Source organism: Halopseudomonas sp. Lyrl_26, assembly GCF_051948695.1.
Lineage (GTDB): Bacteria > Pseudomonadota > Gammaproteobacteria > Pseudomonadales > Pseudomonadaceae > Halopseudomonas > Halopseudomonas formosensis.
Genome location: NZ_JAYJLH010000003.1, coordinates 278333 through 302178 on the forward strand (window position 1 = coordinate 278333; position 23846 = coordinate 302178).

25 protein-coding genes are annotated in these 23846 nt (G+C 63.8%); 9 read left to right on the forward strand and 16 right to left on the reverse strand.

The window, feature by feature from the left end; translation table 11 throughout:
* Window positions 1-14: 14 nt before the first annotated feature.
* Complete coding sequence (gene znuA, locus VF673_RS06535; RefSeq protein WP_440291320.1) at window positions 15-950, reverse strand: zinc ABC transporter substrate-binding protein ZnuA; 936 nt, start codon at window positions 948-950, stop codon at window positions 15-17.
* Window positions 951-1017: 67 nt separating this feature from the next.
* Here znuA and VF673_RS06540 point away from each other — a divergent pair, with 67 nt between their 5' ends.
* From VF673_RS06540 to znuB, 3 genes are read left to right on the forward strand one after another with little or no spacing between them, the layout of a single operon-like run.
* Window positions 1018-1512: a Fur family transcriptional regulator gene (locus VF673_RS06540; protein ID WP_090540393.1), complete on the forward strand. Its 495-nt coding sequence runs from the start codon at window positions 1018-1020 to the stop codon at window positions 1510-1512.
* Complete coding sequence (znuC, locus tag VF673_RS06545; protein ID WP_273123113.1) at window positions 1509-2285, forward strand: zinc ABC transporter ATP-binding protein ZnuC; 777 nt, start codon at window positions 1509-1511, stop codon at window positions 2283-2285. The genes VF673_RS06540 and znuC overlap by 4 nt, the downstream gene beginning before the upstream one ends.
* Window positions 2278-3063: a zinc ABC transporter permease subunit ZnuB gene (gene znuB / locus VF673_RS06550; RefSeq protein ID WP_320331430.1), complete on the forward strand. Its 786-nt coding sequence runs from the start codon at window positions 2278-2280 to the stop codon at window positions 3061-3063. The genes znuC and znuB overlap by 8 nt, the downstream gene beginning before the upstream one ends.
* Before the next feature lie 46 nt (window positions 3064-3109).
* On the opposite strand, the gene bfr is transcribed toward znuB, so the two are convergent.
* From bfr to VF673_RS06580, 6 genes are all read right to left on the reverse strand, one after another.
* Complete coding sequence (gene bfr, locus VF673_RS06555) at window positions 3110-3574, reverse strand: bacterioferritin (protein ID WP_090540387.1); 465 nt, start codon at window positions 3572-3574, stop codon at window positions 3110-3112.
* 144 nt (window positions 3575-3718) lie between these two features.
* On the reverse strand, window positions 3719-4357 hold the full coding sequence (locus VF673_RS06560; protein ID WP_440291321.1) for an SCO family protein: 639 nt from the start codon (window positions 4355-4357) through the stop codon (window positions 3719-3721).
* Entirely contained in the window at window positions 4348-5247 is a 900-nt protein-coding gene (gene cyoE / locus VF673_RS06565; RefSeq protein ID WP_090540385.1) for a heme o synthase, read from the reverse strand. The genes VF673_RS06560 and cyoE overlap by 10 nt, the downstream gene beginning before the upstream one ends.
* 95 nt (window positions 5248-5342) lie before the next feature.
* On the reverse strand, window positions 5343-6374 hold the full coding sequence (locus tag VF673_RS06570) for a COX15/CtaA family protein (protein WP_090540444.1): 1032 nt from the start codon (window positions 6372-6374) through the stop codon (window positions 5343-5345).
* A gap of 5 nt (window positions 6375-6379) precedes the next feature.
* Entirely contained in the window at window positions 6380-6967 is a 588-nt protein-coding gene (locus VF673_RS06575; protein WP_440291322.1) for a hypothetical protein, read from the reverse strand.
* Window positions 6960-7718 (reverse strand): SURF1 family protein, encoded by a 759-nt coding sequence (locus VF673_RS06580; RefSeq protein ID WP_440291323.1) that lies wholly within the window; start codon window positions 7716-7718, stop codon window positions 6960-6962. The genes VF673_RS06575 and VF673_RS06580 overlap by 8 nt, the downstream gene beginning before the upstream one ends.
* A gap of 67 nt (window positions 7719-7785) precedes the next feature.
* Between VF673_RS06580 and VF673_RS06585 the strand changes: the two genes are divergently transcribed.
* Window positions 7786-7995 carry a DUF2909 domain-containing protein gene (locus VF673_RS06585; protein WP_090540380.1) on the forward strand — a complete coding sequence of 70 codons (210 nt, stop codon included), beginning with the start codon at window positions 7786-7788 and terminating at the stop codon, window positions 7993-7995.
* A 13-nt stretch (window positions 7996-8008) separates the two neighbouring features.
* Here VF673_RS06585 and VF673_RS06590 read toward each other — a convergent pair whose 3' ends face one another.
* Genes VF673_RS06590 through coxB form a run of 4 tightly spaced genes read right to left on the reverse strand, consistent with a single transcriptional unit; the run spans window position 8009 to window position 12228 of the window.
* A complete protein-coding gene (locus VF673_RS06590) occupies window positions 8009-8905 on the reverse strand; it encodes a cytochrome c oxidase subunit 3 (protein WP_440291324.1) in 897 nt (298 codons plus the stop codon).
* A gap of 28 nt (window positions 8906-8933) precedes the next feature.
* Window positions 8934-9503 (reverse strand): cytochrome c oxidase assembly protein, encoded by a 570-nt coding sequence (locus VF673_RS06595; protein WP_440291325.1) that lies wholly within the window; start codon window positions 9501-9503, stop codon window positions 8934-8936.
* Between the two features lie 9 nt (window positions 9504-9512).
* On the reverse strand, window positions 9513-11093 hold the full coding sequence (gene ctaD / locus VF673_RS06600) for a cytochrome c oxidase subunit I (RefSeq protein WP_090540371.1): 1581 nt from the start codon (window positions 11091-11093) through the stop codon (window positions 9513-9515).
* Between the two features lie 10 nt (window positions 11094-11103).
* Window positions 11104-12228 carry a cytochrome c oxidase subunit II gene (gene coxB, locus VF673_RS06605; RefSeq protein WP_440291326.1) on the reverse strand — a complete coding sequence of 375 codons (1125 nt, stop codon included), beginning with the start codon at window positions 12226-12228 and terminating at the stop codon, window positions 11104-11106.
* 309 nt (window positions 12229-12537) lie between these two features.
* Between coxB and VF673_RS06610 the strand changes: the two genes are divergently transcribed.
* The gene (locus VF673_RS06610) at window positions 12538-13188 is read left to right on the forward strand and encodes a hypothetical protein (RefSeq protein WP_440291327.1); all 651 of its coding nucleotides are present in this window, start codon (window positions 12538-12540) and stop codon (window positions 13186-13188) included.
* Between the two features lie 46 nt (window positions 13189-13234).
* Here the strand turns inward: VF673_RS06610 and VF673_RS06615 are convergent, their stop codons facing one another.
* Together VF673_RS06615 and prlC are read right to left on the reverse strand one after the other, a co-directional pair.
* On the reverse strand, window positions 13235-13516 hold the full coding sequence (locus VF673_RS06615; RefSeq protein WP_440291328.1) for a YheV family putative zinc ribbon protein: 282 nt from the start codon (window positions 13514-13516) through the stop codon (window positions 13235-13237).
* Window positions 13513-15552, reverse strand: a complete 2040-nt coding sequence (gene prlC / locus VF673_RS06620) for an oligopeptidase A (protein ID WP_440291329.1) — start codon at window positions 15550-15552, stop codon at window positions 13513-13515. Before prlC ends, VF673_RS06615 begins: the two co-directional genes overlap by 4 nt.
* A 138-nt stretch (window positions 15553-15690) precedes the next feature.
* Between prlC and VF673_RS06625 the strand changes: the two genes are divergently transcribed.
* The 3 genes from VF673_RS06625 (at window position 15691) to VF673_RS06635 (ending at window position 18484) form a co-directional block, all read left to right on the forward strand.
* Window positions 15691-16227, forward strand: a complete 537-nt coding sequence (locus VF673_RS06625; RefSeq protein WP_090540363.1) for a gamma carbonic anhydrase family protein — start codon at window positions 15691-15693, stop codon at window positions 16225-16227.
* Window positions 16228-16263: 36 nt separating this feature from the next.
* On the forward strand, window positions 16264-17346 hold the full coding sequence (locus VF673_RS06630) for a GGDEF domain-containing protein (protein WP_440291330.1): 1083 nt from the start codon (window positions 16264-16266) through the stop codon (window positions 17344-17346).
* Between the two features lie 115 nt (window positions 17347-17461).
* Entirely contained in the window at window positions 17462-18484 is a 1023-nt protein-coding gene (locus VF673_RS06635) for an NADP-dependent oxidoreductase (RefSeq protein ID WP_440291331.1), read from the forward strand.
* A gap of 153 nt (window positions 18485-18637) precedes the next feature.
* Here the strand turns inward: VF673_RS06635 and VF673_RS06640 are convergent, their stop codons facing one another.
* The 3 genes from VF673_RS06640 to VF673_RS06650 all read right to left on the reverse strand — a co-directional run bounded on the left by VF673_RS06640 (window position 18638) and on the right by VF673_RS06650 (window position 22710).
* Complete coding sequence (locus VF673_RS06640; protein ID WP_440291332.1) at window positions 18638-20296, reverse strand: long-chain fatty acid--CoA ligase; 1659 nt, start codon at window positions 20294-20296, stop codon at window positions 18638-18640.
* A 120-nt stretch (window positions 20297-20416) separates the two neighbouring features.
* On the reverse strand, window positions 20417-21109 hold the full coding sequence (locus VF673_RS06645) for a sensor histidine kinase (protein WP_090540355.1): 693 nt from the start codon (window positions 21107-21109) through the stop codon (window positions 20417-20419).
* Entirely contained in the window at window positions 21106-22710 is a 1605-nt protein-coding gene (locus VF673_RS06650) for a response regulator (RefSeq protein WP_440291333.1), read from the reverse strand. The genes VF673_RS06645 and VF673_RS06650 overlap by 4 nt, the downstream gene beginning before the upstream one ends.
* A 327-nt stretch (window positions 22711-23037) precedes the next feature.
* On the opposite strand from VF673_RS06650, the gene VF673_RS06655 reads away from it, so the two are divergent.
* Window positions 23038-23754, forward strand: a complete 717-nt coding sequence (locus tag VF673_RS06655; RefSeq protein ID WP_440291334.1) for a response regulator transcription factor — start codon at window positions 23038-23040, stop codon at window positions 23752-23754.
* The last annotated feature ends 92 nt before the right edge of the window (window positions 23755-23846 follow it).

Below are 23846 nucleotides of genomic sequence, written 5' to 3' on the forward strand. Positions count from 1 at the left end.
CAGCGGGGCGGTAGTCAGAGGTCCTGCAGGCAGGTCGCGAGGTTCTCACCCAGCTGTGTCAGCAGTGCTTCATAACCGTTCGCGTCCACCGGCACCGCGATTCCCAGCGGATCCAGTTCGGCGGTCCGGACGCTGAGACCGCTGGTCAGCGCGGCAATGCGCTCAGTCGGGAACTGCGGCTCGCGGAATATGCAGCTCGACCCGGCGTCGGTCAGGGTGGCACGCAGACGCTGCACGTGCTGGGCACCGGGCTGGATTTCCGCGGACAGGCTGAACACTCCGCGCGGCCGCAGACCGACACTGTCTTCCAGATAGCCATAGGCGTCGTGGAACACGAAATACGGGCGGCCGGCCAGGGGCTGCAGCTGCTGCTCCAGGCGCTGCTGCAACTGCTCCAGCCGTTGATCCAGGGCCTCGGCATTGGCCAGCAGGGTGGCAGCATGGCCGGGGAACAGCTCGGCCAGGTCCTCGGCCATCCAGCGGGCCAGCGCACGAGCATTGTCGGTGGACAGCCAGATATGGGCGTCCAGGGTGCCGGGGGCGTGATCATGATCATCGTGCTCGTGATCGTGCGCATGGTGATCATGGTGCCCATGGCCGTGGTCGTCCTCCTCTCCGAAACGACGCAGCATCAGGCCCGGCACCTGATCCAGCCGCCGGGCTGAGGGCTGACTTTCCAGCAGGCGCTGCAGGAAGCGCTCGAGGTCCGGACCTACCCAGTAGATCCGGTCGGCGTTGGCCAGCAGGCGCCGATCCGAGGGGCGCAGGGCATAGTTGTGGGGCGAGGCGGCCGGTGGCAGCAATACCTCGGGGACCGCGATGCCGTCCAGTACCGCCGCGGCAATCAGCTGCAGCGGCTTGACGGTGGTGACCACGGTGGGGCCGGCGGCCATGGCGGCTGAGGGAAGCAGGGCAAGCCCGCATAGCAGGGCGAGCAGGAAACGACGCATGGTGATGATACCTTGAAGCAGAATTGTTATATGATAACAGTCAGTATCCGTACGGGAACAGATCCGCATGAATAAAATCACCTCGCTGGTGGCAGCGCCCTGCCAGCATGATCACGCGCAGTGTGTCAGCGATGCCCTGGCGGCCGCGGAGCAGGTCTGCGAGCGGGCCGGCGTACGCCTGACCACGTTGCGTCGGCGTGTGCTGGAGCTGGTATGGCAGAGTCACCGTCCCATGGGCGCCTATGACCTGCTGGATATCCTGGCCCGTGAGGACGACCGGCGTCCGGCACCACCTACCGTCTACCGCGCCCTGGACTTCCTGCAGGAACAGGGACTGGTGCACCGTATTGCCTCACTGAACGCCTTCATCGGCTGCGCCAGTCCGGAGCATGTGCATCAGGGTCACTTCCTCATCTGCCGCAACTGCCGGGTAGCCTTCGAGCTGGACCAGTCGCTGATTCAGCCGGCCATCAGCAAGGTCGCCGAGCAGCTGGGCTTTACCGTGGAGTCCGAGACGGTGGAGATCGCCGGACTCTGTACCCGCTGCCGGGAGGCTGCATGAGCGATATTCTGCTCAGCCTGGATCGGGTGGGCCTGCGGCGCCATGGCAATGCGATTCTGGACAACATCAGTCTGCAGGTACGCCGGGGCGAAATCGTCACCCTGATCGGTCCCAACGGGGCCGGCAAGACCAGCCTGGTACGCATCGTCCTGGGTCTGCTGGCCGCCGACAGTGGCCGGGTCGAGCGCCAGCCGCGGCTGCGCATCGGCTATATGCCGCAGAAACTGCAGATTGATGCGACCCTGCCGCTGAATGTGCTGCGCTTTCTGCTGCTGGCCCCGGGCGTCAGCCGTGAGGCGGCCCTTCGAGCGCTGGAGGAGGTGGGTGCCGGACATCTCGCCCAGCGTCCGCTGCAGCAGGTGTCCGGCGGGGAGCAGCAGCGTATCCTGCTGGCCCGCGCCCTGCTGCGCCACCCCGATCTGCTGGTGCTCGACGAGCCGGTGCAGGGGGTGGATGTCAACGGGCAGATAGAGCTGTACCAGCTGATCACCCGGCTGCGTGACCGCTACGGTTGCGGCGTGCTCATGGTGTCCCATGACCTGCATCTGGTCATGGCGACCACCAACACCGTGGTCTGCCTGAACCGGCATGTCTGCTGTTCCGGCCGACCCGAACAGGTCAGCGCCGATCCGGCCTTCATCGCCCTGTTCGGCGAGCAGGCCAGCGCATTGGCGGTGTACAACCACCAGCACGATCACAGCCACGACATGCACGGCGAAGTCATCGACGCGCCCCACCAGCACCCGGACGGATCCCCCTGCAACCATGCCTGACTTTCTTCTCTATGCTCTGATTGCCGGCCTCGGGCTGGCGCTGGTGGCAGGCCCGCTGGGTTCCTTTGTGGTATGGCGGCGCATGGCCTATTTCGGTGACACCCTGGCGCACTCGGCGCTGCTGGGGGTGGCACTGGGCATGCTGCTGCAGGTCAATCTCACCCTGGCGGTGACTGCCGGTTGCGTGCTGCTGGCGGTGTTGCTGGTGGCCATGCAGAACCGCAAATGGCTGGCCAGCGATACCCTGCTGGGCATTCTCGCGCACAGCACCCTGTCGCTGGGGCTGGTGGTGCTGGCGCTGACCGAAAGCGTGCGGGTTGACCTGTTGGCTTACCTGTTCGGTGATCTGCTGGCGATTACCCGCGGTGATCTGGCATGGATGCTCGGTGGGCTGGCCATCGTCATGGTTCTGCTGGCCTGGCTGTGGCGGCCGTTGCTGTCGGTGACCGTGCACGAGGAGCTGGCCCGGGTCGAGGGGCTGCCGGTCAGCGGCATACGCCTGGCGCTGATGCTGCTGATCGCCATCGTCATCGCCGTGGCCATGAAGGTGGTGGGGGTGCTGCTGATCACGTCGCTGCTGATCATTCCGCCGGCGGCGGCCCAGCGGCATGCCCGCACGCCGGAGCAGATGGCGCTGGGCGCCAGTGCACTGGGCTGTCTGGCGGTGCTGGGCGGTCTGGCGCTGTCCTGGAATCTGGACACCCCGGCCGGCCCCTCCATAGTGGTCAGTGCCGCGGGGTTGTTCATGCTGTCGTTGCTGGTGCCGCGACGGCAGTAAGGGGGAGAAAACTGCAGCGGCCCGGGATGGGCCGCCGGGCTGGGCGTCAGATCTGCGCCTGCAGATAGTTCTCCAGGCCGATCAGCTTGATCAGGCCCAGCTGCTTCTCCAGCCAGTAGGCGTGATCTTCCTCGGTGTCCTTGAGCTGGGTCACCAGGATGTCACGACTGCCGTAGTCGCCGTGCTGCTCGCACAGGGCGATGCCCCGGGCCAGCGCTTCGCGCACGTGGTATTCCAGCTTGAGATCGGCTTCGAGCATGTCCGGCACCGTATAACCGGGCTGGATGGCCACCGGGCGCATATCCGGGGTGCCTCCGAGAAACAGGACGCGGCGCAGCAGGGCGTCGGCGTGCTCGGTTTCCTCTTCCATCTCGTGATTGATGCGCTCGTACAGCTTGCTGTAACCCATGTCCTCGTACAGGCGCGAGTGCAGGAAGTACTGATCGCGGGCGCCGAGCTCGCCACGCAGCAACTCGTTCAGGTAGTTGATGATATCCGGATGCCCTTGCATGGCGCGCCACCTCGGTTGACTGGTAGTGAACTGGACGGCCCATTGTGCCCAAAGGCGCAGCGCATGGCCAGCAAACAAGCTGAAAATGTCAGCGATAACAAGGCGTTATCAGAGCCATATGGCAAACCGTAAGCAGAGCAATTCTCAGTCGCCAGCGTCCATGATGCGCGGCAGCAACTGACCCAGCTGCTCCGGTCGCAGCGGCGGGCGGATGAACCCGACGTAGCGCCCCCGGGGATCTATGATCACCACCTGACCGCTGTGGTCGACCAGATAGTTGTCCTGGCTGGTGTCGGGCTCGATATAGGCCACCGACAGCGCCTGGGCCAGGTGGGCCAGCTGGTCGGGTTCACCCGTGGCCCCGGCAAAACCGGCATCGAAGAATGCCAGATAGCTGCGCAGCTGCTCGGGGGTATCCCGGTTGGGGTCCACGCTGATCATGGTGACCTGCAGCTGGTCGCGCAGCTGTTCAGGCAGATTCAGGCTCAGCTGGCGCAGCTCGGCCATGGTGGTCGGACAGATGTCGGGGCAGAAGGTATAGCCGAAGAACAGCAGGTTCCATTGCCCCTCGAGATCCGTCCGGCCCCAGCCTTCGCCCCTGTCGGAGGTAAGGCGGACATCCGGTACCGGTCGCGGCGCATCGAACAGGTAGACCCCCGCCTCGGTGAGCTGCGCCTCGCTCAGCGGCGCCGGCCGCAGCACCTTGTTGACCGTCGCCCCCACTACCAGGGCAATGACCGCCACCGTAGCGATGACGGTTTTCTGCACACCACTCAGAGCCATCCGGCTACTCCCGCGTAATGATCCACCAGCAGGGCAACAAACAGCCACAGCAGGTACCAGAGTGAAAACTTGAAGGTCCTGATCGCCGCATGCTTGCGGCTGTCGCGGTACAGTGCCCAGGCCCAGTCGATGAAACGCAGACCCAGTGCGATTGCCGCGATCAGGTACAGCGGGCCGCTCATGTGGATGACATAGGGCAGCAGGCTGACTGCAAACAGGATAAAGGTATACAGCAGGATATGCAGCTTGGTGTACTGCTCACCGTGGGTTACCGGCAGCATGGGAATATCCACCTTGGCGTATTCGGCCTTGCGGTGGATGGCCAGCGCCCAGAAGTGCGGCGGCGTCCAGGCGAAGATGATCAGCACCAGCAGCAGGGCCTCGGCATCCACCCGACCGGTGACGGCGGTCCAGCCCAGCAGCGGCGGCGCGGCGCCAGCCAGACCACCGATGACGATGTTCTGCGGCGTGGCGCGCTTGAGGAAGGAGGTGTAGATCACCGCATAGCCGAGCAGAGAGCCCAGGGTCAGCCAGGCGGTCAGGGCGTTGATCCACAGCAGCAGTATGGCCATGCCGGCCACCCCGAGCACCAGAGCAAAGAGCAGGGCATGCAGCGGATGCACCCGGCCCTGGGCCAGCGGCCGGCGCTGGGTGCGCGCCATGTGGATATCGATGCGGCGGTCCACCACGTGATTGATGGCCGCCGCCGAGCCGGCGCACAGGGCGATGCCCAGATTGCCCAGCAGCAGTACCGACCAGGGGATGGCCCCCGGGGTGGACAGCAGCATGCCGATCGCCGAGGTGATGATCATCAGCGCCACCACCCGGGGCTTGGTCAGTTCCAGGTAGTCGCGCCAGCTGGCCGTTGCGGTTCTGGTCAAGGTCGTCATGGATATCCCCTTTGCGCTTCGGGCGCTTGTTATTATGTGTCCGCCTGTGGCAGTGCTGTTCAGTATGGCCCGGGTTTATCGGTTGTGCCGGGATTTCATCCCGGCGTCCAGTGTCCGACCGCTGCGCTGCTCCGGCGGTTCACCTTGATGCTGGCCGGGCGCACCCGGTAGTTCACCAGCACCAGGCTCAGCAGCAGCAGGGCGCCTACCGCATTGTGGGCCACGGCCACGGCCAGCGGCAGGTGCGCCAGCACGTTGGTAATGCCCAGGCCGACCTGGGTCAGCAGCACCAGGGTCAGCCCGGCGGCAGTAGCAGTCAGCCCGGCGCGGTACAGACGCCAGGCCAGCAGCAGGGTGATCAGCAGGGTGACCACTGCGCCCATCCTGTGGGTGAAGTGGATGGCGGTGCGACCCTCGCCATAGAGCATGCCGCCCAGGTAGTTGGGGCCGATCTCCTGAAAGATGTTGAAACCGGCGGCAAAATCCATGTCCGGCCACCACTCGCCGTGACAGGTGGGCAGGTCGACGCAGGCCACAGCGGCATAGTTGCTGCTGACCCAGCCGCCCAGGGCGATCTGGCAGATCACCACCAGCAGGGTGGCCCTGGCCAGCGGCCGCAGCGCGGTCAGCCCCACGTCCGCTGGGAAGCGTCCCGACAGCCGCAGACTCAGCAGAAACAGCAGACTCAGGGTGGCGAAGCCGCCCAGCAGGTGTGCCGTGACCACCTGGGGCCAGAGCTTCAGGGTGACGGTCCACATGCCGAACAGGGCCTGGCAGATGACCAGCGCCAGCAGACCCAGGGGCAGTTTCAGCGGGTAGCCGTCCCGGCCGCGCTGCTTCAGCGCCAGCAGGGCCAGACCCAGTATGGTCAGGCCCAGCAGGCCGGCGGCGTAGCGGTGAATCATCTCTGCCCAGGCCTTGAAGCTTTCCACTGGTGCCTCGGGAAAGCGCAGCTGGGCCAGTTCCAGTGCGGTATCGCTGCGCGGCACGCTGAGAAATCCGTAGCAGCCGGGCCAGTCCGGGCAGCCCAGGCCCGCATGTACCAGACGGGTATAGGCGCCGAGGATTACCACGACAAGGCCCAGCGCCAGGGCCGCCAATGCAAATACAAAACCGGGTTTACGCATGATCATCAGCCTATCTTGGACAGTTTCAGCAGGCGCCGCAGGTCATCGAGCAGGTGCTTGCCCGGGTTCGCCGGATCACGATGCAGCACCACCCGCCCAAGGGGGTCTACCAGCCACAGCTGCGGTCCGACACGCCAGTCCGGCGCATGGGCCTCCAGACTGCTTTCATAGGCCCGCCTGTCCAGCGGCAGCTGCTGCAGGCGCGGGTAGTCCCGCTCGAGGCGCTGGGCCAGTTCGCCAGGCAGGGCCAGTCCCACGGCCAGAGCGTGCTCCAGCCGATCAGCCTCGCGCCCGGTGGCGACGTGGATCTGCCGCGCCTCGTGCACCAGAGTCAGGCAAGCCTCGTCGCAGCCCGCCGGTGCGGTGACCAGCAGGCGCCAGGGGGCACCGTAGCCGACGGGCTCCACCGGCACCTGCCAGTCGCTCACGCTCAGCGCCGGGTCCACCAGGGAGGAATGGTTGGTCTGTGACTGCGGGATGCCGATCTGCAGTTTCACCATCAGCCAGGCCAGCAGGATAGGGCCTATCACCACGGCGAGCAGCGCCAGCAGCTTCAGCTGGCCCCGCGGTTTGACGGAGTGCTGTTCAGTCATGCTCATCATTGTTGTTGTTTCCCCCGGAGACGGGCCGGTGGTATCCGGCCCAGAAAAACAGTGCCAGCAGTGCTGCGGCCATGGTGAACCACTGTACCGCATAGCCGGTGTGCTTGCTGGGGCTCATTGACAGTGCCGGCCACTCCAGCCGCAGTGCTGCGGCGCTGCCGGGCTGCAGGCGGGCGATCAGGGGCGGCGGGTCGAGGTCGAGGTGGCCGGCCAGCACCGCCGGATCCAGCTGGGTAATCAGGCGCGGCCAGCCCTGGGTGCTGGCGCCGCGCAGGCGGAAACCGGGTTCGGCCTCGGCAACGACTTCGGCCTCCAGCTGCAGCAGACCTGCGGCGGTAGGGACGCCGGGCAAGTGGCGCCGATCCGGCCACGGCAGCCAGCCGCGGTTGATGATCAGGGGCTGGTCGCCCGGGTGGGCGTGGAACAGCTGCAGCACCTCGACACCGGCCTGGCCGTTGCGGGTCCGGTTATCCAGCAGCCAGATGTACCCGGGATCGAACTGTCCGGTCAGTTGCAGCCTGCGCCAGGCCGGATCCCGGGTGGTGGAGATGTCCTCCAGTGCCAGAGGCGGAGCCTCCCGGCGCTGCTCCATGCGCGTCTGCAGCTCGCGTTTCTGCTCGGCGCGATCCAGCTGCCAGAATCCCAGGCCGAGCAGTATCGGCAGAAAGCCCAGGGTAAACAGCCACAACGGCCAGCCGGGCGCAAAGCGCCGTGGCGATTGATCAGCCCCGGTGTCGGGCATCACACGCTCCATGTCGGATATCCATGTCTATACTGCAGTGCATTCCGGGGTAAGGGGGGTTGTGTTCATGTGGTTGAAAATCGTCATTCTCGTTCTCTTGACCGCGATTGTGGTCAGTCTGTTCAGTGGCGCCTTCTTTTTGCGTGATGCGGGCTCCGGTCGCCAGCTGTTCAGCGCCCTGGCTCTGCGCATCAGTCTCACCGTGGTGGTCATGCTGCTGATCGCCTGGGGGCTCTGGTCAGGGCAGCTGCAGTGGGGCGCCCCCTGGCTGCACTGACCAGCGCAATGGGTCAGAGCACGTAGACGAAGATGAACAGCGCCACCCAGACCACATCGACGAAGTGCCAGTACCAGGCGGCGGCCTCGAAGCCGAAGTGGTTCTCCGGGGTAAAGTGACCCTTGTACACGCGGATCAGCATCACTGTCAGGATGATCGCGCCCATGGTCACGTGGAAGCCGTGAAAGCCCGTGAGCATGAAGAAGGTCGACCCGTAGATCCCCGATTTCAGGGTCAGCCCCAGATCCCGGTAGGCGTGGGCATATTCGGCCAGCTGCAGACCGAGGAAGATCACCCCCAGCACCACCGTCAGCAGCAGCCAGTTCTGCAGCGCCTTGCGCTTGCCGGCTCGCAGGGCATGGTGCGCCAGGGTCAGGGTCACGCTGGAGCTGACCAGCAGCAGCGTGTTGATCAGCGGCAGCTGCCAGGGGCTGATGGTTTCATGCGGGCCGGGGAAGCGTGACGGATCGGGGTTGTTCACCAGCGGCCAGGAGAAGTTGAATTCCGGCCACAGCATGCCGGATACGCCCTTGTCACCGAGCCCATCCAGCCAGGGCCCGGCAAATACCCGCACATAGAACAGTGCGCCGAAGAAGGCACAGAAGAACATCACCTCGGAGAAGATGAACCAGGTCATGCCCATGCGGAACGACCTATCCATCTGGCTGCTGTACAGGCCCTGACGGCTTTCCTTGATGACGTTGCCGAACCAGCCGAAGAACATCCACACCAGCAGCAGCAGGCCGGCAAAGAGGATGTACTGGCCGGGCGCCGCGCCCGAGCCGCTGCTCAGGCCATTCATCAGGGTGCCGGCGCCGAACACCGATACCAGCAGGGCAATGGAGCCGACGATCGGCCACTTGCTCTGTTCCGGCACATAATAGATTTCGTGCTTCTCAGGACTCGCCATCTGTTGTTCTCCTTATCGGCAGTCGTGATTAATTGCTGTGCATTGCAGTCAGCCCCAGGCTGGGCGCCATGCGTTCGGTTACATCGAACAGCGTATAGGCCAGAGTGAGTCGCCGAACGTCCTTCGGCAGGGCCGGATCCACTATGAAGCGCACCGGCATCTCCACGCTCTCCCCGGGTTGCAGCACCTGCTGGGTGAAGCAGAAGCATTCGGTCTTGTGGAAATACGCCGCCGCCCGGGACGGCGCGACGCTGGGTATGGCCTGGGCCACCATCACCCGATCGGTGGGATTGTGGGCGAGGAAATGGACGGTACGGGTTTCCCCGGGGTGCATCAGGATTTCCTCGTCCTGCGGGCCGAAGCGCCAGCGCATGCCCTCGGCATTGCTGGCCAGGAACTGCACGCGGACCTCGCGCTGCAGGTCCACGCTCTGCGCCGAGCCCTGCCAGGCCGAGCCGGCGGTCTTGCCATTGATGCCGAAGGCCTGGCACATCACGTCGTAGATCGGCACCAGCAGGAAGCCGAAGGCGAACATGCCGACCACCAGCAACAGCAGACGCTTGACCAGACTGCGGGTGCTCAGACCTTCCTCGCGCATGGCAGACTCCTACTTCACTTCCGGTGGGGTGCTGAAGGTGTGGTAGGGCGCCGGTGACGGCACTGTCCACTCCAGACCCTCCGCCCCGTCCCAGGGCTTGGCCGGAGCGGGTTTGCCGCCGCGGATGGTCTTGATCACTATGTACAGGAACAGCAGCTGGGTGGCGCCGAACATGAAGGCGCCGATGGATGACACCATGTTGAAGTTGGCGAACATCATGTTGTAGTCCGGAATCCGCCGGGGCATGCCGGCCAGCCCGACGAAGTGCATCGGGAAGAACGCCAGGTTCATGCCGATGAAGCTCATCCAGAAGTGGGTCTTGGCCAGCACTTCGTCATACATGTGGCCGGTCCACTTCGGCAGCCAGTAGTAGGCCGAGGCGAAGATGCCGAAGATGGCGCCGGGTACCAGCACATAGTGGAAGTGCGCCACCACGAAGTAGGTGTCGTGGTACTGGTAGTCCGCCGGGGCGATGGCCAGCATCAGCCCGGAGAAGCCGCCGATGGTGAACAGGATGACGAAGGCCACGGCGAACAGCATGGGCGCCTCGAAGCTCAGCGAGCCGCGGAACATGGTGGTCGCCCAGTTGAACACCTTCACCCCGGTGGGCACGGCGATCAGCATGGTGGCGTACATGAAGAACAGCTGGCCGGTCAGCGGGATGCCGACGGTGAACATGTGGTGCGCCCAGACCGCGAAGGACAGGAAGGCAATGGCGCCGGTGGCGTAGACCATGGAGGTATAGCCGAACAGCGGTTTGCGCGAGAACGCCGGGATGATCATGCTCACCGCGCCGAAGGCCGGCAGGATCATGATGTACACCTCGGGGTGGCCGAAGAACCAGAACACATGCTGGAACAGCACCGGGTCACCACCGCCGGCGGCGCTGAAGAAACTGGTGCCGAAGTGGATATCCATCAGCATCATGGTCACCACACCGGCCAGCACCGGCATTACCGCGATCAGCAGGAAGGCGGTGATCAGCCAGGTCCAGGCGAACATCGGCATCTTCATCAGGGTCATGCCCGGGGCGCGCATGTTGAGGATGGTGGCGATGATGTTGATTGCCCCCATGATCGAACTGATGCCCGCCAGGTGGATGGCGAAGATGAAGAAGGTGGTGCTCTGCGGTCCGTAGGTGGTGGACAGCGGCGCATAGAAGGTCCAGCCGAAGTTGGGTGCGCCGCCCTCCATGAACAGGGTCGAGACCAGCAGGCCGAAGGCTGCCGGCAGCAGCCAGAAGCTGAAGTTGTTCATCCGTGGCAGGGCCATGTCCGGTGCGCCTATCATCAGCGGCACCATCCAGTTGGCCAGGCCGACGAAGGCCGGCATTACCGCGCCGAACACCATGATCAGCCCGTGCATGGTGGTCATCTGGTTGAAGAAGTTCGGGTCCACCAGTTGCAGCCCCGGCTGGAACAGCTCGGCCCGGATGACCATGGCCAGGGTGCCGCCGAGCAGGAACATGGCAAAGCTGAACCACAGGTACATCGAGCCGATGTCCTTGTGGTTGGTGGTCAGTACCCAGCGCATCAGGCCCTTGGCCGGACCGTGGGCATGGTCAGTGTGATGATCGATCACTGCGCTCATGACAGGTCTCCTATTGGCCGTTCTTGAAGTTGAGGATATCGATGGGGGCCACTATGTCGCCGGTGTCGTTGCCCCAGGCGTTGCGCTCGTAGGTGATCACTGCGGCAATGTCGGTTTCCGACAGCTGCGGACCATAGGCGGCCATGGCGGTACCGGGTACCCCGTTGACCACCACATCGATATGCGCGGCTATGTCGTTGAGCACCAGTTCGCTGCCCTTGAGGGAGGGAAACACCGGCGGCATCCCTTCGCCGTTGGCCTGGTGGCAGGCGACACAGGTACTGGTGTAGACACGCTGACCGCGTTCCATCAGCTCCTCGAGCGTCCATTCCTTGCTGGTCAGCTCGGCTTCGGCGGCGGCGGTCGCCTTGCGCTCGGCCAGCCAGGTGGCGAAGTCCTCCGGCGTCCGGGCCTCGACCACGATCGGCATGAAGGCGTGGTCCCGCCCGCACAGCTCGGTGCACTGGCCACGGTAGATGCCGGGCTCGTCGATGCGGGTCCAGGACTCGTTGATGAAGCCGGGGATGGCATCCTTCTTCACCGCCAGCGCCGGCACCCACCAGGAATGGATGACGTCGGCGGAGGTGATCAGGAAGCGGATCTTCTGCCCGGTGGGCACCACCAGCGGCTCGTCCACCTCGAGCAGATAGTGCTCGCCCTTGGCCTGCTGGTTGGTGATCTGTTCACGGGGCGTGGCCATGTTGCTCATGAAGCTCACGCCCTCGCCCATGTAGTTGTACTGCCAGCGCCACTGATAGCCGGTGACCAGGATGTCCAGATCGGCGTCTTCGGTATCGTAGATCTCGATCAGGGTTTTGGTCGCGGGGATCGCCATGCCGATCAGGATCAGCAGCGGAATGACGGTCCATAGAATCTCGACCGTGAGGTTTTCATGGAACTTGGCGGCGACTGCCCCCTTGGCGCGGCGGTGCATGATCATCGACCAGAACATCACGCCGAACACCATGGCGCCGATGATCACCGAGATCCAGAAGATGGTCATGTGCAGATTGAAGACCGAACGGCTGACTTCAGTTGCCCCCGGACTCATATTTACAGTCCAGCTGGCGGCGGCGTTCCCTGCAGTGGCCATCAGGAATAGCCCCCCCAGCCAGATGTGTGCATGTCGCAACATCCCGGTTTCCCCTTGTTTTATTGTTTTTATCGTGACGGTGTGCCCAAGGTCACCACGGTCAGAAAGCAGTATAGACCTGAAGGTGGTGGTGGCAATTTTCGGGCGATGATTTTTTCGAGAAATGTCAAGAGCGTCACGGGTCAAATATGTAAGAAATTGGCACCGCTCGCAGGGGGGCACAGAGGCGAGTTGGTGATTAGGCTCGGCGACGAGTCACTTTGACGATATGCAGGCACTCTGCTAGCTTCAGTTTCCGTCAATCCAAAGCATTAGGCGTGCCGCGCGGGTTCGCCATCATCGGAGTTGCGAATGAAAATTGCCGAGTTGCGCGAGCGGGTCAGAGCCGCCCGTGAAGATGAAGCCAACGACGAAGCGCTGCGCAAATGGCTGGAGCGCAAATTGCCTGGCCTGCATCGCTCCATACGAACGCGGGAGGATGCGGCCACTACCCTGTTCAACTTCATCCAGGCCTACGTGGAGCGCGTGCCGGACATGCTCGAGGCGGCGCAGGCGGTGGCCAATAATGCCCAGCTGCGCCCGCAGCTGATTCCGGTGCTCAAGGTCGCCGAGGAATTCTTCCTGCAGCCCATGGAGGTGATCTCCGACACCCATCGCGGGCTGTTGCTGCTGCTGGATGAGGCCTATCTGGCGCACCGGTTGGTGGAAGAGGTCAACGACCGCTACGTGGCCCACGGTGGCGAGTCGCTGATTCCGATGAACAACACCAGGGCCAACCTGATAGTCCACGAACTCCTGGGCGAGGACTATGCCAACCGGCTGGATACTGCCGTCTTCGAGGCGGTTGCCGGGCTGCTGCCCGAGGCGGTGTTCGAGAGCCCTGCCTTCCTCGCCTATCGCGAGGGCGTCGGAGAGCGGGACCGCTTGGAGATGTGGCGGCGCTGGCCGAACATGGCCGAGGAGCTGGGCATCGGCCTGACCTGGCGCGACAACCTCCAGTAAAAGCCGAACGGCCACACCCGCGTAGCGCGGGTGCGCTGGCCCCGGTTCAGCTGTCCTTCTTCTTCAGCCTGGGATTGGGAAAGAACTGCGCCACGTGGGAGCTGGCCGGCTTGGTCACCGGCTTGGCGGTGACCCGGGTGGGCAGTTCCCGGGGAATGGAGTTGCCCCGCTCGTCCAGGCTGTCGGCAAAGCCGCATTCCACGCATTCGCGGTGCATGACCCCGTCCTGCTGGTACATGCGGATGGTGTCCATGCGGCTGCAGGCCGGACATACCGCCCCGGCGATGAAACGTTTGACCGGTTGTGCCGGCTGGTTGGGCTCGTTCATGCTGCTTGCTCCTGAGTCAGGCCGCTGTGGCGCAGGAGCGCCTCCACTGAGGGCTCGCGGCCGCGGAAGGCGACGAACAGCTCCATGGGTTCGCGGCTGCCGCCCCGGGCGAGAATGTTGTCGCGGAACGAGCGGCCCGTCTCGGCATTGAAGATACCTTCCTCCTCGAAGCGCGAGAAGGCATCCGCTGACAGCACCTCCGCCCACTTGTAACTGTAGTAGCCGGCCGCATAGCCCCCGGCAAAGATGTGTGCGAAGCCGTTCTCGAAGCGGTTGAACGACGGCGGCGGCATCACAGATACCTCCTCGCGCACGGCCTGCAGCACCTCACGGGCGCTGCGACCGCTCTGGGCGTGCAGCTCGAAATCGAACAGCGAAAACTCGATCTGGCGCAGCATGGCCAGGCCGGACTGGAAGTTCTTCGCTGCCAGCATCTTCTCCAGCAGGTCCGCCGGCAGCGGCTCGCCGGTTTCATGGTGCCCCGAGATCAGTGCCAGACCTTCCGGCTCCCAGCACCAGTTCTCCATGAACTGACTGGGCAGCTCCACCGCATCCCAGGCCACGCCGTTGATGCCGGAGGCTGCGGGGTAGTCGACCCGGGTCAGCAGGTGATGCAGGCCATGCCCAAATTCGTGGAACAGGGTGGTCACTTCGTCGTGGGTCAGCAGGGCCGGCCGGTCACCGACCGCCGGGGTGAAATTGCACACCAGATAGGCCACCGGCAGCTGTACTTCGCCGCCGGGCAGGCGCCGCCGGTCCCGGGCACCGTCCATCCAGGCGCCGCCCCGCTTGTTGCTGCGGGCGTACAGATCGAGGAAGAAGCGGCCGATGACCCTGCCTCCCTCGACGACTTCGAACAGGCGGGCCTCGGGGTGCCAGCGATCGAACTCGGCTACCTCGCGCAGCTCGACGCCGAACAGCCGGCCGGCGGTGGTGAACATGCCCTGCAGTACCCGGTCCACCGGGAACCAGGGGCGCAGTTCCTCCTGGGAAATGGCGTACCTGTGCTGACGCAGCTGATCGGCGTAATAGCCGGTGTCCCAGCTCTGCAGCTCACTGCAGCCTCGGCTGGCGGCAAACTCGCGCAGGGCCTGCAGATCGGCCTCGGCATAGGGGCGGCTGCGGCCGGCCAGATCGCGCAGGAAGCCCAGCACCTGATCGGTGCTGTCGGCCATCTTGGTTGCCAGGGACAGTTCGGCGTAATTGGCGTAGCCCAGCAGGCTGGCCAGCTCCTGCCGCAGCTGGAGAATCTCGGCGATGACGGGGCCGTTGTCATTCTGCCCGGCATGCGGCCCCTGGTCGGAAGCCCGGGTACAGTATGCGGTGTAGACCTCGCGGCGCAGATCGGCGTTGTCGGCGTAGGTCATCACCGCGTAGTAGCTGGGGAATTCCAGGGTAATCAGCCAGCCGTCCAGATCCCGGGCCTCGGCGGCCTGGCGGGCCTGGGCCAGGGCGGATTCGGGCAGACCGGCCAGCTCGCTGACGTCGGTGACATGTCTGGTCCAGGCCTGGGTGGCATCCATCAACTGGTTGGAGAAGCGGCTCTGCAGCTCCGACAGACGCATCTTCAGCTCACCGTAGCGCTTCTGCTGCTCCGCCGGCAGGGCAATGCCGGACAGCCGGAAATCGCGCAGGGCATGCTGGATGATGGTTTGCTGGGCGGCATCCAGTTCGTGGTAGGCGTCACTGTCGGCCAGTTGCCGGTAGGCATTGTACAGGGCCTGGTTCTGGCCCATTTCCGTGGAAAACTGGCTCAGCAGCGGCAGGCAGCTGTCATGGGCTTCGCGCAGCTCGGGGCTGTTCATCACCGCATTCAGGTGACTGACCGGGGACCAGGCCCGACTCAGGCGCTCGCCCATCTCGTCCAGCGGCTCGATCAGGGTGGCCCAGGTCCACTGCGCCGGCGGCTCGGCCAGCAGCTGCTGCAGCTGTTCGCGGCTGTCGGCGATGACCTGCTCGATGGCCGGTCTGACATGCTCCGGCTTGATCTGGCTGAAGGGCGGCAGGTCGTAGGCGTGCAACAGCGGATTGGACATGGCGGGGTTTCCTGAATAGCGTGGGTTCGTACAATGGGGTCATGGTAGCGAACCAGAGAATCATTGGCACCCGGTTGCATGCCGGGCGGCTATATCCGATAGATGATGGCGGCAGTCCGCCAATTCAAGGGGCAACAGATGAATATACGCCGTTTCGCCGGTCACCAGCCGCAGTTGGGTGAGCGGGTGTTTGTGGATGCCAGCGCGGTAGTCCTGGGGGATGTCGAGCTGGGCGAGGACTGTTCGGTCTGGCCCATGGCGGTGATCCGCGGGGACATGCACCGTATCCGCATCGGTGCCCGTACCAGCGTGCAGGATGGCAGCGTGCTGCATATTACCCACGCCGGGCCCTTCAACCCCGACGGCTACCCCCTGATCATCGGCGATGATGTGACCATCGGCCACAAGGTACTGCTGCATGGATGCACTGTAGGCAGCCGGGTGCTGATCGGCATGGGCAGCATCGTCATGGACGGGGCGGTGATCGAGGACGAGGTGATTCTTGGCGCCGGCAGTCTGGTGCCGGCGAACAAGCGGCTGCGCAGCGGCTACCTGTACATGGGCAGCCCGGCGAAGGAGGTGAGGGCGCTGACCGAGCGTGAACGGGAGTTCTTCACCTATACTGCAGCCAACTATGTGCGTCTGAAGGATCAGTACCGCAACGAGAGCAACTGAGCGCGTCTGCATCCAACCATTTCAGGGAGAGAAGCTGTGCCAGGGAAAAGGTTCAAGAATGCGCCCCATGCTGACGGTGGCCTGGAACAGGAGGACAGTCGCGCCCTGCTGCGCCTGATCTATCTGGCCACCGGCCTGACCATAGGCTTCTTCGGCATACTGCAGGCGCTCAATGGCCGCACCCCGCTGGCCGCCGTCGAGGCCTGCGCCTGTCTTCTGCTGCTGATTGGCGCTGTCTGCCTCGGGCGGGTGCGCAACCTCACGCCGTGGATCTACCTGTATCTGCTGCCGACCTACAGCTTCCTGATCTACATCATCGTCATGCCCGAGGCCTCGGTGTCGGCCTTCGTCTGGGTCTTCATGATCCCGGTGATGACCTACCTGCTGCTGGGCAAGCGGGCCGGCTTCGTGGTCACCGTGCCCTTTGCCATGGTCGCGATCGCCGCCTACATGCTCAAGCACCCCGAACAGCTGGAAGGCGCAGGGTTGATCGACCTGGGCAACGCGCTGCTGTGCGGGCTGCTGATCATGTTGTTCGTACATGTGTACGAGAGTCGGCGGGCGGCGGCGCAGCTGTTGCTGCGCCAGATGGCCGAATCCGACGGTCTGACCGGTGTCGCCAACCGCAGCAGCTTCCAGCGTGAGCTGGGCAACAGCATCGCCCTGGCACGCCGCAGTAGCCATGCACTGGTGCTGGTGATTCTCGATCTCGACCATTTCAAGGCCATCAATGATCGCTGGGGCCACGACGCCGGGGATCAGGCTCTGCGCCATGTCTGCAACTGTCTGCATGGGCGCCTGCGTGGTACCGACCTGCTGGCCCGGCTTGGCGGGGAGGAGTTCGGTATTCTTCTGCGCGATACCGACACTGCCCATGCCGTGCCGCTGGTGGAGCAACTGCGGGCGCAGATCGCTCAGCATCCGCTGGACTACCGAGGCGAGCAGATACCGCTGTCGGCTACCTTCGGCATGGCCGAGTGGCCGCGCGATGGCAGTGACGGCGATCAGCTTTACCGCTGCGCCGATCGGCGCCTGTACCGCGGCAAGCATCAGGGTCGTAACCAGCTGGTGTTCCATGACGTACTGATGATCGATGGGATACGGACGGATGCAGGGTGATTGCTGACGGCCGATCATCGTGATGAATAACAGGCGGCAGTGGCACGGCGCTGGTCTATGATCAGCAACAAGCCGGGCCCAGGCCCGGGTTATCCATTGCTCATGCGAGGTCCGAATGTCTGCTTATACCAACCGAAAAATAATTCTGCAGCGCCGCCCCCAGGGGGAGATCCGCGATGGTGATCTGGTCCTGACCGAAGCACCGGTGCGCGAGCTGCGCGACGGCGAGGTGCTGATCAGGACCCTGTGGCTGTCACTGGACCCCTACATGCGCCCGCGCATGAACGATGCCAAGGGCTACATGGATCCCATCGGTATCGGCGAGGTCATCGTCGGTGAGAGCGTCGGCCGGGTGATCGAGTCGAAGTCGCCGAATTACGCCGAGGGTGATCTGGTCACCTGCTACTCCGGCTGGCAGGAGTACTGCATCATTCCCGGTGATGCGCCCATGGTCTACAAGATCCAGCCCCGGGGTATCCCGCTGCAGGCCTATCTGGGTGTGGCCGGCATGCCCGGACGCACCGGCTACTGTGGTCTGGTCTACGTCGGCAAGCCGAAGGCCGGTGAAACCGTGGTGGTGTCCGCGGCCTCCGGCCCGGTGGGCACCGTGGTGGGCCAGACTGCCAAGCAGCTCGGCTGCCGCGTTGTCGGCGTCGCCGGCGGCGAGGAGAAGTGCCGCTTCGTGGTCGAGGAGCTGGGCTTTGATGCCTGTGTCGATTACAAGGCGGGCAACCTCGAGGCCAATCTGGCGGCGGCCTGTCCGAACGGCATTGATGTGTACTTCGAGAACGTCGGCGGTGATGTCAGCCGTGCCGTGGCCAGGCTGCTGAATCCCGGCTCGCGGGTGCCGATCTGTGGCTACGTCTCGGCCTACAATGCCGAGGACGCGAGCAAGGTGGAAACCCCCTTCCATATCTTCGGCAAGCTGGAGAATCCGCCGGAGCACCGTTTCTTCCTGGTCACCGAGTGGCAGGACCAGCACCAGGAGATCACGGCACTGCTGGCCGAGCAGGTGGCCAGCGGCAACATCAAGTACCGCGAAACCGTGGCCGAAGGGCTGGACAACGCGATCGAAGCGTTCAAGGGCATGCTCAAGGGCAGGAACTTCGGCAAGCAGCTGGTGCATATTGCCGATTGAAGTAGGAGGGCCGGGTTCCATCCCGGCCACTTGGGGTTGCCGCCAATCGCTCCCTGGGAGGGACGAGCACCAGCTCGTCCACGGGGCTGGCGGCGAGGCCTCTCATCGAGCTGGTGCTCGACGTTCCCAGAGGTTAAAAGGCTCGGGACGCCATCAGCTGTTCGCCCACTCCTGCTCCTGCAGCGCCCGCCACATGATCTTGCCCGCCGGTGATTTGGGCAGGCTGTCGACAAACTCCACCAGCTTCGGACATTTGTAGGCCGACATGTTGTCCTTGCACCAGTCGAGAATGTCATCTGCGGTGGTTCCGTCATGCCCTGCGGCCAGCACTACCACGGCCTTGACGGTTTCGCCGCGGCGTTCGTCGGGGGCGGAAATGATGCAGACCTCGTGCACCGCCGGATGACCATAGAGCAGTGCCTCCACCTCCGCCGGCCAGACCTTGTAGCCGGAGGCATTGATCATCCGCTTGACCCGATCGACCAGGAAGAAATAGCCCTCTTCGTCATAATGACCCAGGTCGCCGGTGCGGAAGAACCGCTTGCCGTCCAGCTCGATGAAGGCCTCGGCAGTGGCCTCCGGGCGGCGCCAGTAGCCCTGGAACACCTGTTCGCCGTGGAGCACGATCTCGCCGGTCTCGCCGACTCCGACCTCACGCAGGCTGTCCACGTCGATGACCCGTGCGTCCACCCCGATGATGGGGATGCCCAGACACTGCGCTTTGGGTGCCGCGGGGGGATTCATGTGGGTGGCGCTGAGGGTTTCCGACAGACCATAGCCTTCCGAATAGCGCAGTCCGAGCTTGTTCTCCAGCTTCGCCGCGATGGCCGCCGGCATGGCTGCTCCACCGCCGCCGATGGACTTGAGCGTGCTCAGATCATATTGCTCGATATCCGGATCCGAGAGCAGGTCCACCACCATGGTGGGGATGTTGCGCCAGGAGGTGATGCCATGGCGCTCGATCAGCCGGGCAGCGGTTCTGCGGTCCCAGCGGGTCATGATGACCTGGGTGGCACCGAGATAGATGGAGGCGTTCATGCACACCTGCATCCCGGTCACATGGAACATGGGAACCGACACCAGCTGCACCACATCGTGCTGGCTGTTGCCCCACACGCAGCAATACACCGTGGTGGCCATGGCGCTGTGGTGGGTATGGGCACAGCCCTTGGGGTTGCCGGTGGTGCCGGAGCTGTAGGGAATCACGCACAGGTCATCCGGGCCGGCGGTCAGCGGACCGGGCTGGTAGGCCGCTTCCATTGCCTGCTGCCAGGGCGTGAGACCGGGCAGATCGGGCAGGCTGGAGTCCAGTGTCACGGCGTCCGGCAGGGCCAGGTCGGTGGGCTCGCGCACGTATTCGCCATAGGCGCTGACAATGACTTCGCGCAGCTGGGTATGGCCGACCAGGCCGCTGATATTGTCCAGCAGTTCCCGACCACAGAGGGCAACCTCGGCCTCGGTATCAGCGATCAGGTACTCCAGTTCCGCCTTGCGGTTCATCGGGTTGACCGGTACCACCACAGCGTTGGCCCGCAGAATGGCGTAAAAGCCGATGACGAACTGGGGGCTGTTCTGCATGTACAGCAGCACTCTGTCCCCGGCCTGTACCCCGGCCCGCTGCAGATAACCGGCCAGCGCCTCGGCCTGCTGCTCGAGCTCGGCGTAGGTCAGGGTGGTGCCGTAATAGATGATGGCCGGGTGCTGGGGGTAGCGCAGGGCAGAGACGCTCAGGTTGGAATACAGGCTGGTCGCCGGAAGGTCGAGGAATTTCGGCACCAGATCGGGCCAGACGGCGTAATGACGGTCAAACATACGCGGGTCTCCGTGGGCGGTCTTGTCATTATTGAGGCCCAAGTCAAACACGCCCGGGCGGACGGGGGAAAGCCCCAGAACCCTCGGTGTTGATGGATCATAAGCCGGACCGTGTCCGACTCAGGGCAGATACAGACGGAATTCGCCCCCGCCCAGCTCACCGTCGTTGACCAGCTCGATATAGCCCTGGTGTCCGTCGCGCTGGTGCATGGCGGCGATGCACTGACCGAAATACAGACCCAGCCCGGTGCTGCCCTGCACCAGGTCCGCCGCCTGGGCGTCCTGGCCGCGGCGGCCGAGCATGTGCTCGGGATAGCCCGCCCCGTCATCGCTGATGCGGATCAGCAGCATGCCATCGTCCGTGGTGGCGCTGAGCCGGATGGCTGAACGGGTGTAGCGGATGGAGTTGTTGATGACATTGCCGATGACCGAGCCGATCAGCGTGTCGTCCAGCACGAACAGTTCCGGCCCCGCTATATGGCAGCTGCTGCTGATATTGCGCGCCTGGAGAATCTCCGCATGCCGGGCCAGTTGCTCCTGCAGCAGCGCTTCCACATCGGCCCAGTCCGGCTGCAGTGGCAGCTCATTGATCTGCAGCTTGTACAGCCCCAGCATCTGCATCAGCATGCCGTTCAGCCGCAGCGCCTCGTACTCGATCACGCCGCGCTCACCGGCCTGCGCCTGCTCCGGCGGCAGACGTGCCAGCCACTGTTCCCAGTTCTGCATCATCAGACTCAGGGAGTTCTTGATGTCATGGATGGTCGAGGCCAGGATGGCGGAAAATTCGGGGCCCGGGTCCTGATGGTTCATCATTGCGCCTCCAGGCGGTCACATAACTTGAGGTAGCGTTCCCGGCGATGATCATCGGCCGGCATCTGGCTGGCCCGCTGCAGGCAGGCGCGGCATTCCCGGACAAGGTCGGCCGACGGCTCGCGGGATATCAGGCGCAGCAATGACTGGGCGGTATTGAGCGCAAAACTGATATTGCGTGGCTGGGCGGCGCCGGCCCGGCGGAACAGCTCCAGCGCTGCGGCATACTGCTTCTGCTGATACTGCAGTATGCCCTGACGGTTCCATTCCAGTGCCTCGGAGCCCGCCGCGAGAATGTCCGGATCGTCCGTATGCCGGGCCAGGGCGTCCATCACCTGGGGATCGTCACCATACATCTCGGCGCACGTGGCCAGCACCTGCTGGGCCCGTTGTGACTGTCCCAGTTCGTCCAGCTGCGTGAAAACCTGCATGGCCGCCTCGGCACTGAAGAAACTGGGCATTTCCTGCAGTTGCTCGAGGGCCTGGTCGGTCAGGCGGCGCGCCTCGTCCTCCTGCCCGGTGCGGCGCAGGGTCTGGGCCTGCGCCAGGCGCGAACGCACCGCCAGTGCCGGATCATCCCGCCAGGTCCGGTCCAGCTCGGTCAGGGTCTGACGAATCTCCACCAGCTGGCGCTGGCTGAGCGTGCCGTCGTCGGACTGGGCGTGCAGACTGGAAACCAGATTGAGGTGGTTCTCCGGATTGCGGAACAGCGAGTGCCGGCCCAGCTCCACCGCCTGACGATAGGCGCGGGCCGCCTGCTCGTGATCCCGGTTGCGACGGGCCAGACTGCCCATGGTTTCCTGGCGGCGCAGGGAATTGGGCGACAGCCGCAGGCCCTGCTGCAGATAGTCCTGCGCCTGCTCGGGGTCGCCCTGGGCCAGCGCGGTGGCGGCCAGTCCGTCATACATCGCCGGTACCCTGGGGAATTGCCGGATGCCCTCTTCGTAGGTATCACGAGCTTCGTCCAGCCTTCCGCTGTTCCGGTACAGCTCGGCCAGAGCAAGCATCGCCCAGGGCACCGGACGCTCGGCGATCAGGTCCCGCAACACGCGTTCCTGTTCCCCATGCTGACCCAGCCCGCCGAGGGCCATGACCAGGTAGCGCTGGCACTGGGGGCGGTAGCGCGGGTGTGCGGCGATCACCTGCCGGCAGGCCTCCAGCACACGGGCATGGTCGCCCTCGTGGTGGGCTTCCAGTACCGGGCGCAGGGTAGTCTTCATGGCGATCAGGCGATCCAGCCGCTGTTGCAGGCTGGCCTGATTGAAAGGCTTGGCCAGGTAGCTGTCCGGTTCGCATTCCAGCGCAGCCAGCACCATGGCCTGACTGCTCTCGGCGGAGATCATCACGAACACGCAGTGGGGTGGAAGCAGGCGCCGGTGATGGAGTTCCTCCAGGACCTGCTGACCGTTCTTGCCGCCGCCCAGGTTGTAATCGTGCAGAATCACGTCGTAATGGTTTCGGCGGCACAGTACCAGCGCTTCCTCACCGGAGGCCACGGCATCAATGCTGTTGACCCCCATCTGCCGCAACATGCCGCTGAGGGCAGAGCGGAAATCAGTATAGTCATCCACTATGAGAAAATATTTGCGGCTGTAGTCGACCATATTCTGATCCAGATGAAGTGATTGCCCCTGCCATGACTGTAGGTCGGGCCGCCGCTCACAGCTACCAGGACCAAGGGATGCCGCAGGGCTGCCTAAGGAGCGCGCAGGCTGTCAGAGGGCACTAGTGGCTGGCAAGAAAACTTTTAGCTAACGAAAGGTATAATTTGATTGTTAGTAGTTTATGCTAAATTTTGTTTCAAGCCTTCGGTTGTGGTCATGCGTACTGGACGTACTGCATATGTTTGCTGGGAACCGCCAGCCACTGTCAGGGTGACGGTGACTGGATTGCATCGCATCCCCTCGCAGCTGAGCGAGGACAGGGACAGTATGAACCATTTGAATAAAATCCTGATTGTCGACAACGAACCTTCTATTGTCGAAGAACTGACCGAATTTTTTACCGACTGCGGTATTGAATGCGTTGGCTGTGTGAGCTCTACAGAAGCCATCGACCTCTTCCATGAAGATGAGAATATTGGCGTGGTGCTAAGCGATTACCGGATGCCGGGCATCAATGGTATCGAGCTGATCAGGCTGCTGAACAGAACCCGGTCTGCCAACCGGGTGTTTGAAAGCATACTGTTCACTGGGGATGCGGATAAGGAAGATGTCATTGATGCCCTGCGGGCGGGTATTTCCGACTACTACCCGAAGCCGCTGGATCTGGATGCGTTGCTGACGGGGCTCCGTCGATTGCAGGCTACCGTCAAGCGGCGTAGCGCAGCGTCGAAGGTGGAGATCATCAGCGAGCGGATCAAGGAAATGGCCGATTCACTGCAGGAACTACAGCGGGGTGTCAGTGACTTGAACACCAGTGAAACAGTTGATCCGCTACCAGTTGTGGAACTGCCCGGCTACTCCACGCTGTCGCCCCGCCAGGTCGAAGTGGCCGAGCTGCTGGCCAAGGGGCTGACCAACTACCAGATATCCTGCGAACTGGGGATCTCGGAAAATACCGTCAAGCTGTATGTCTCCCAAGTACTGCGGGCCACCAATATGCATAACCGCACGCTGCTGGCGCTGGCTCTGGGCGGGCGACGGTAGCTGCTGAAACAGTTTGCCAGTACCGGAAGGCCGGATTGCATCCCGGCCAGCACAACTCCCGGGTTGTCGAGCGCCTGCTCGACGACGGGGTT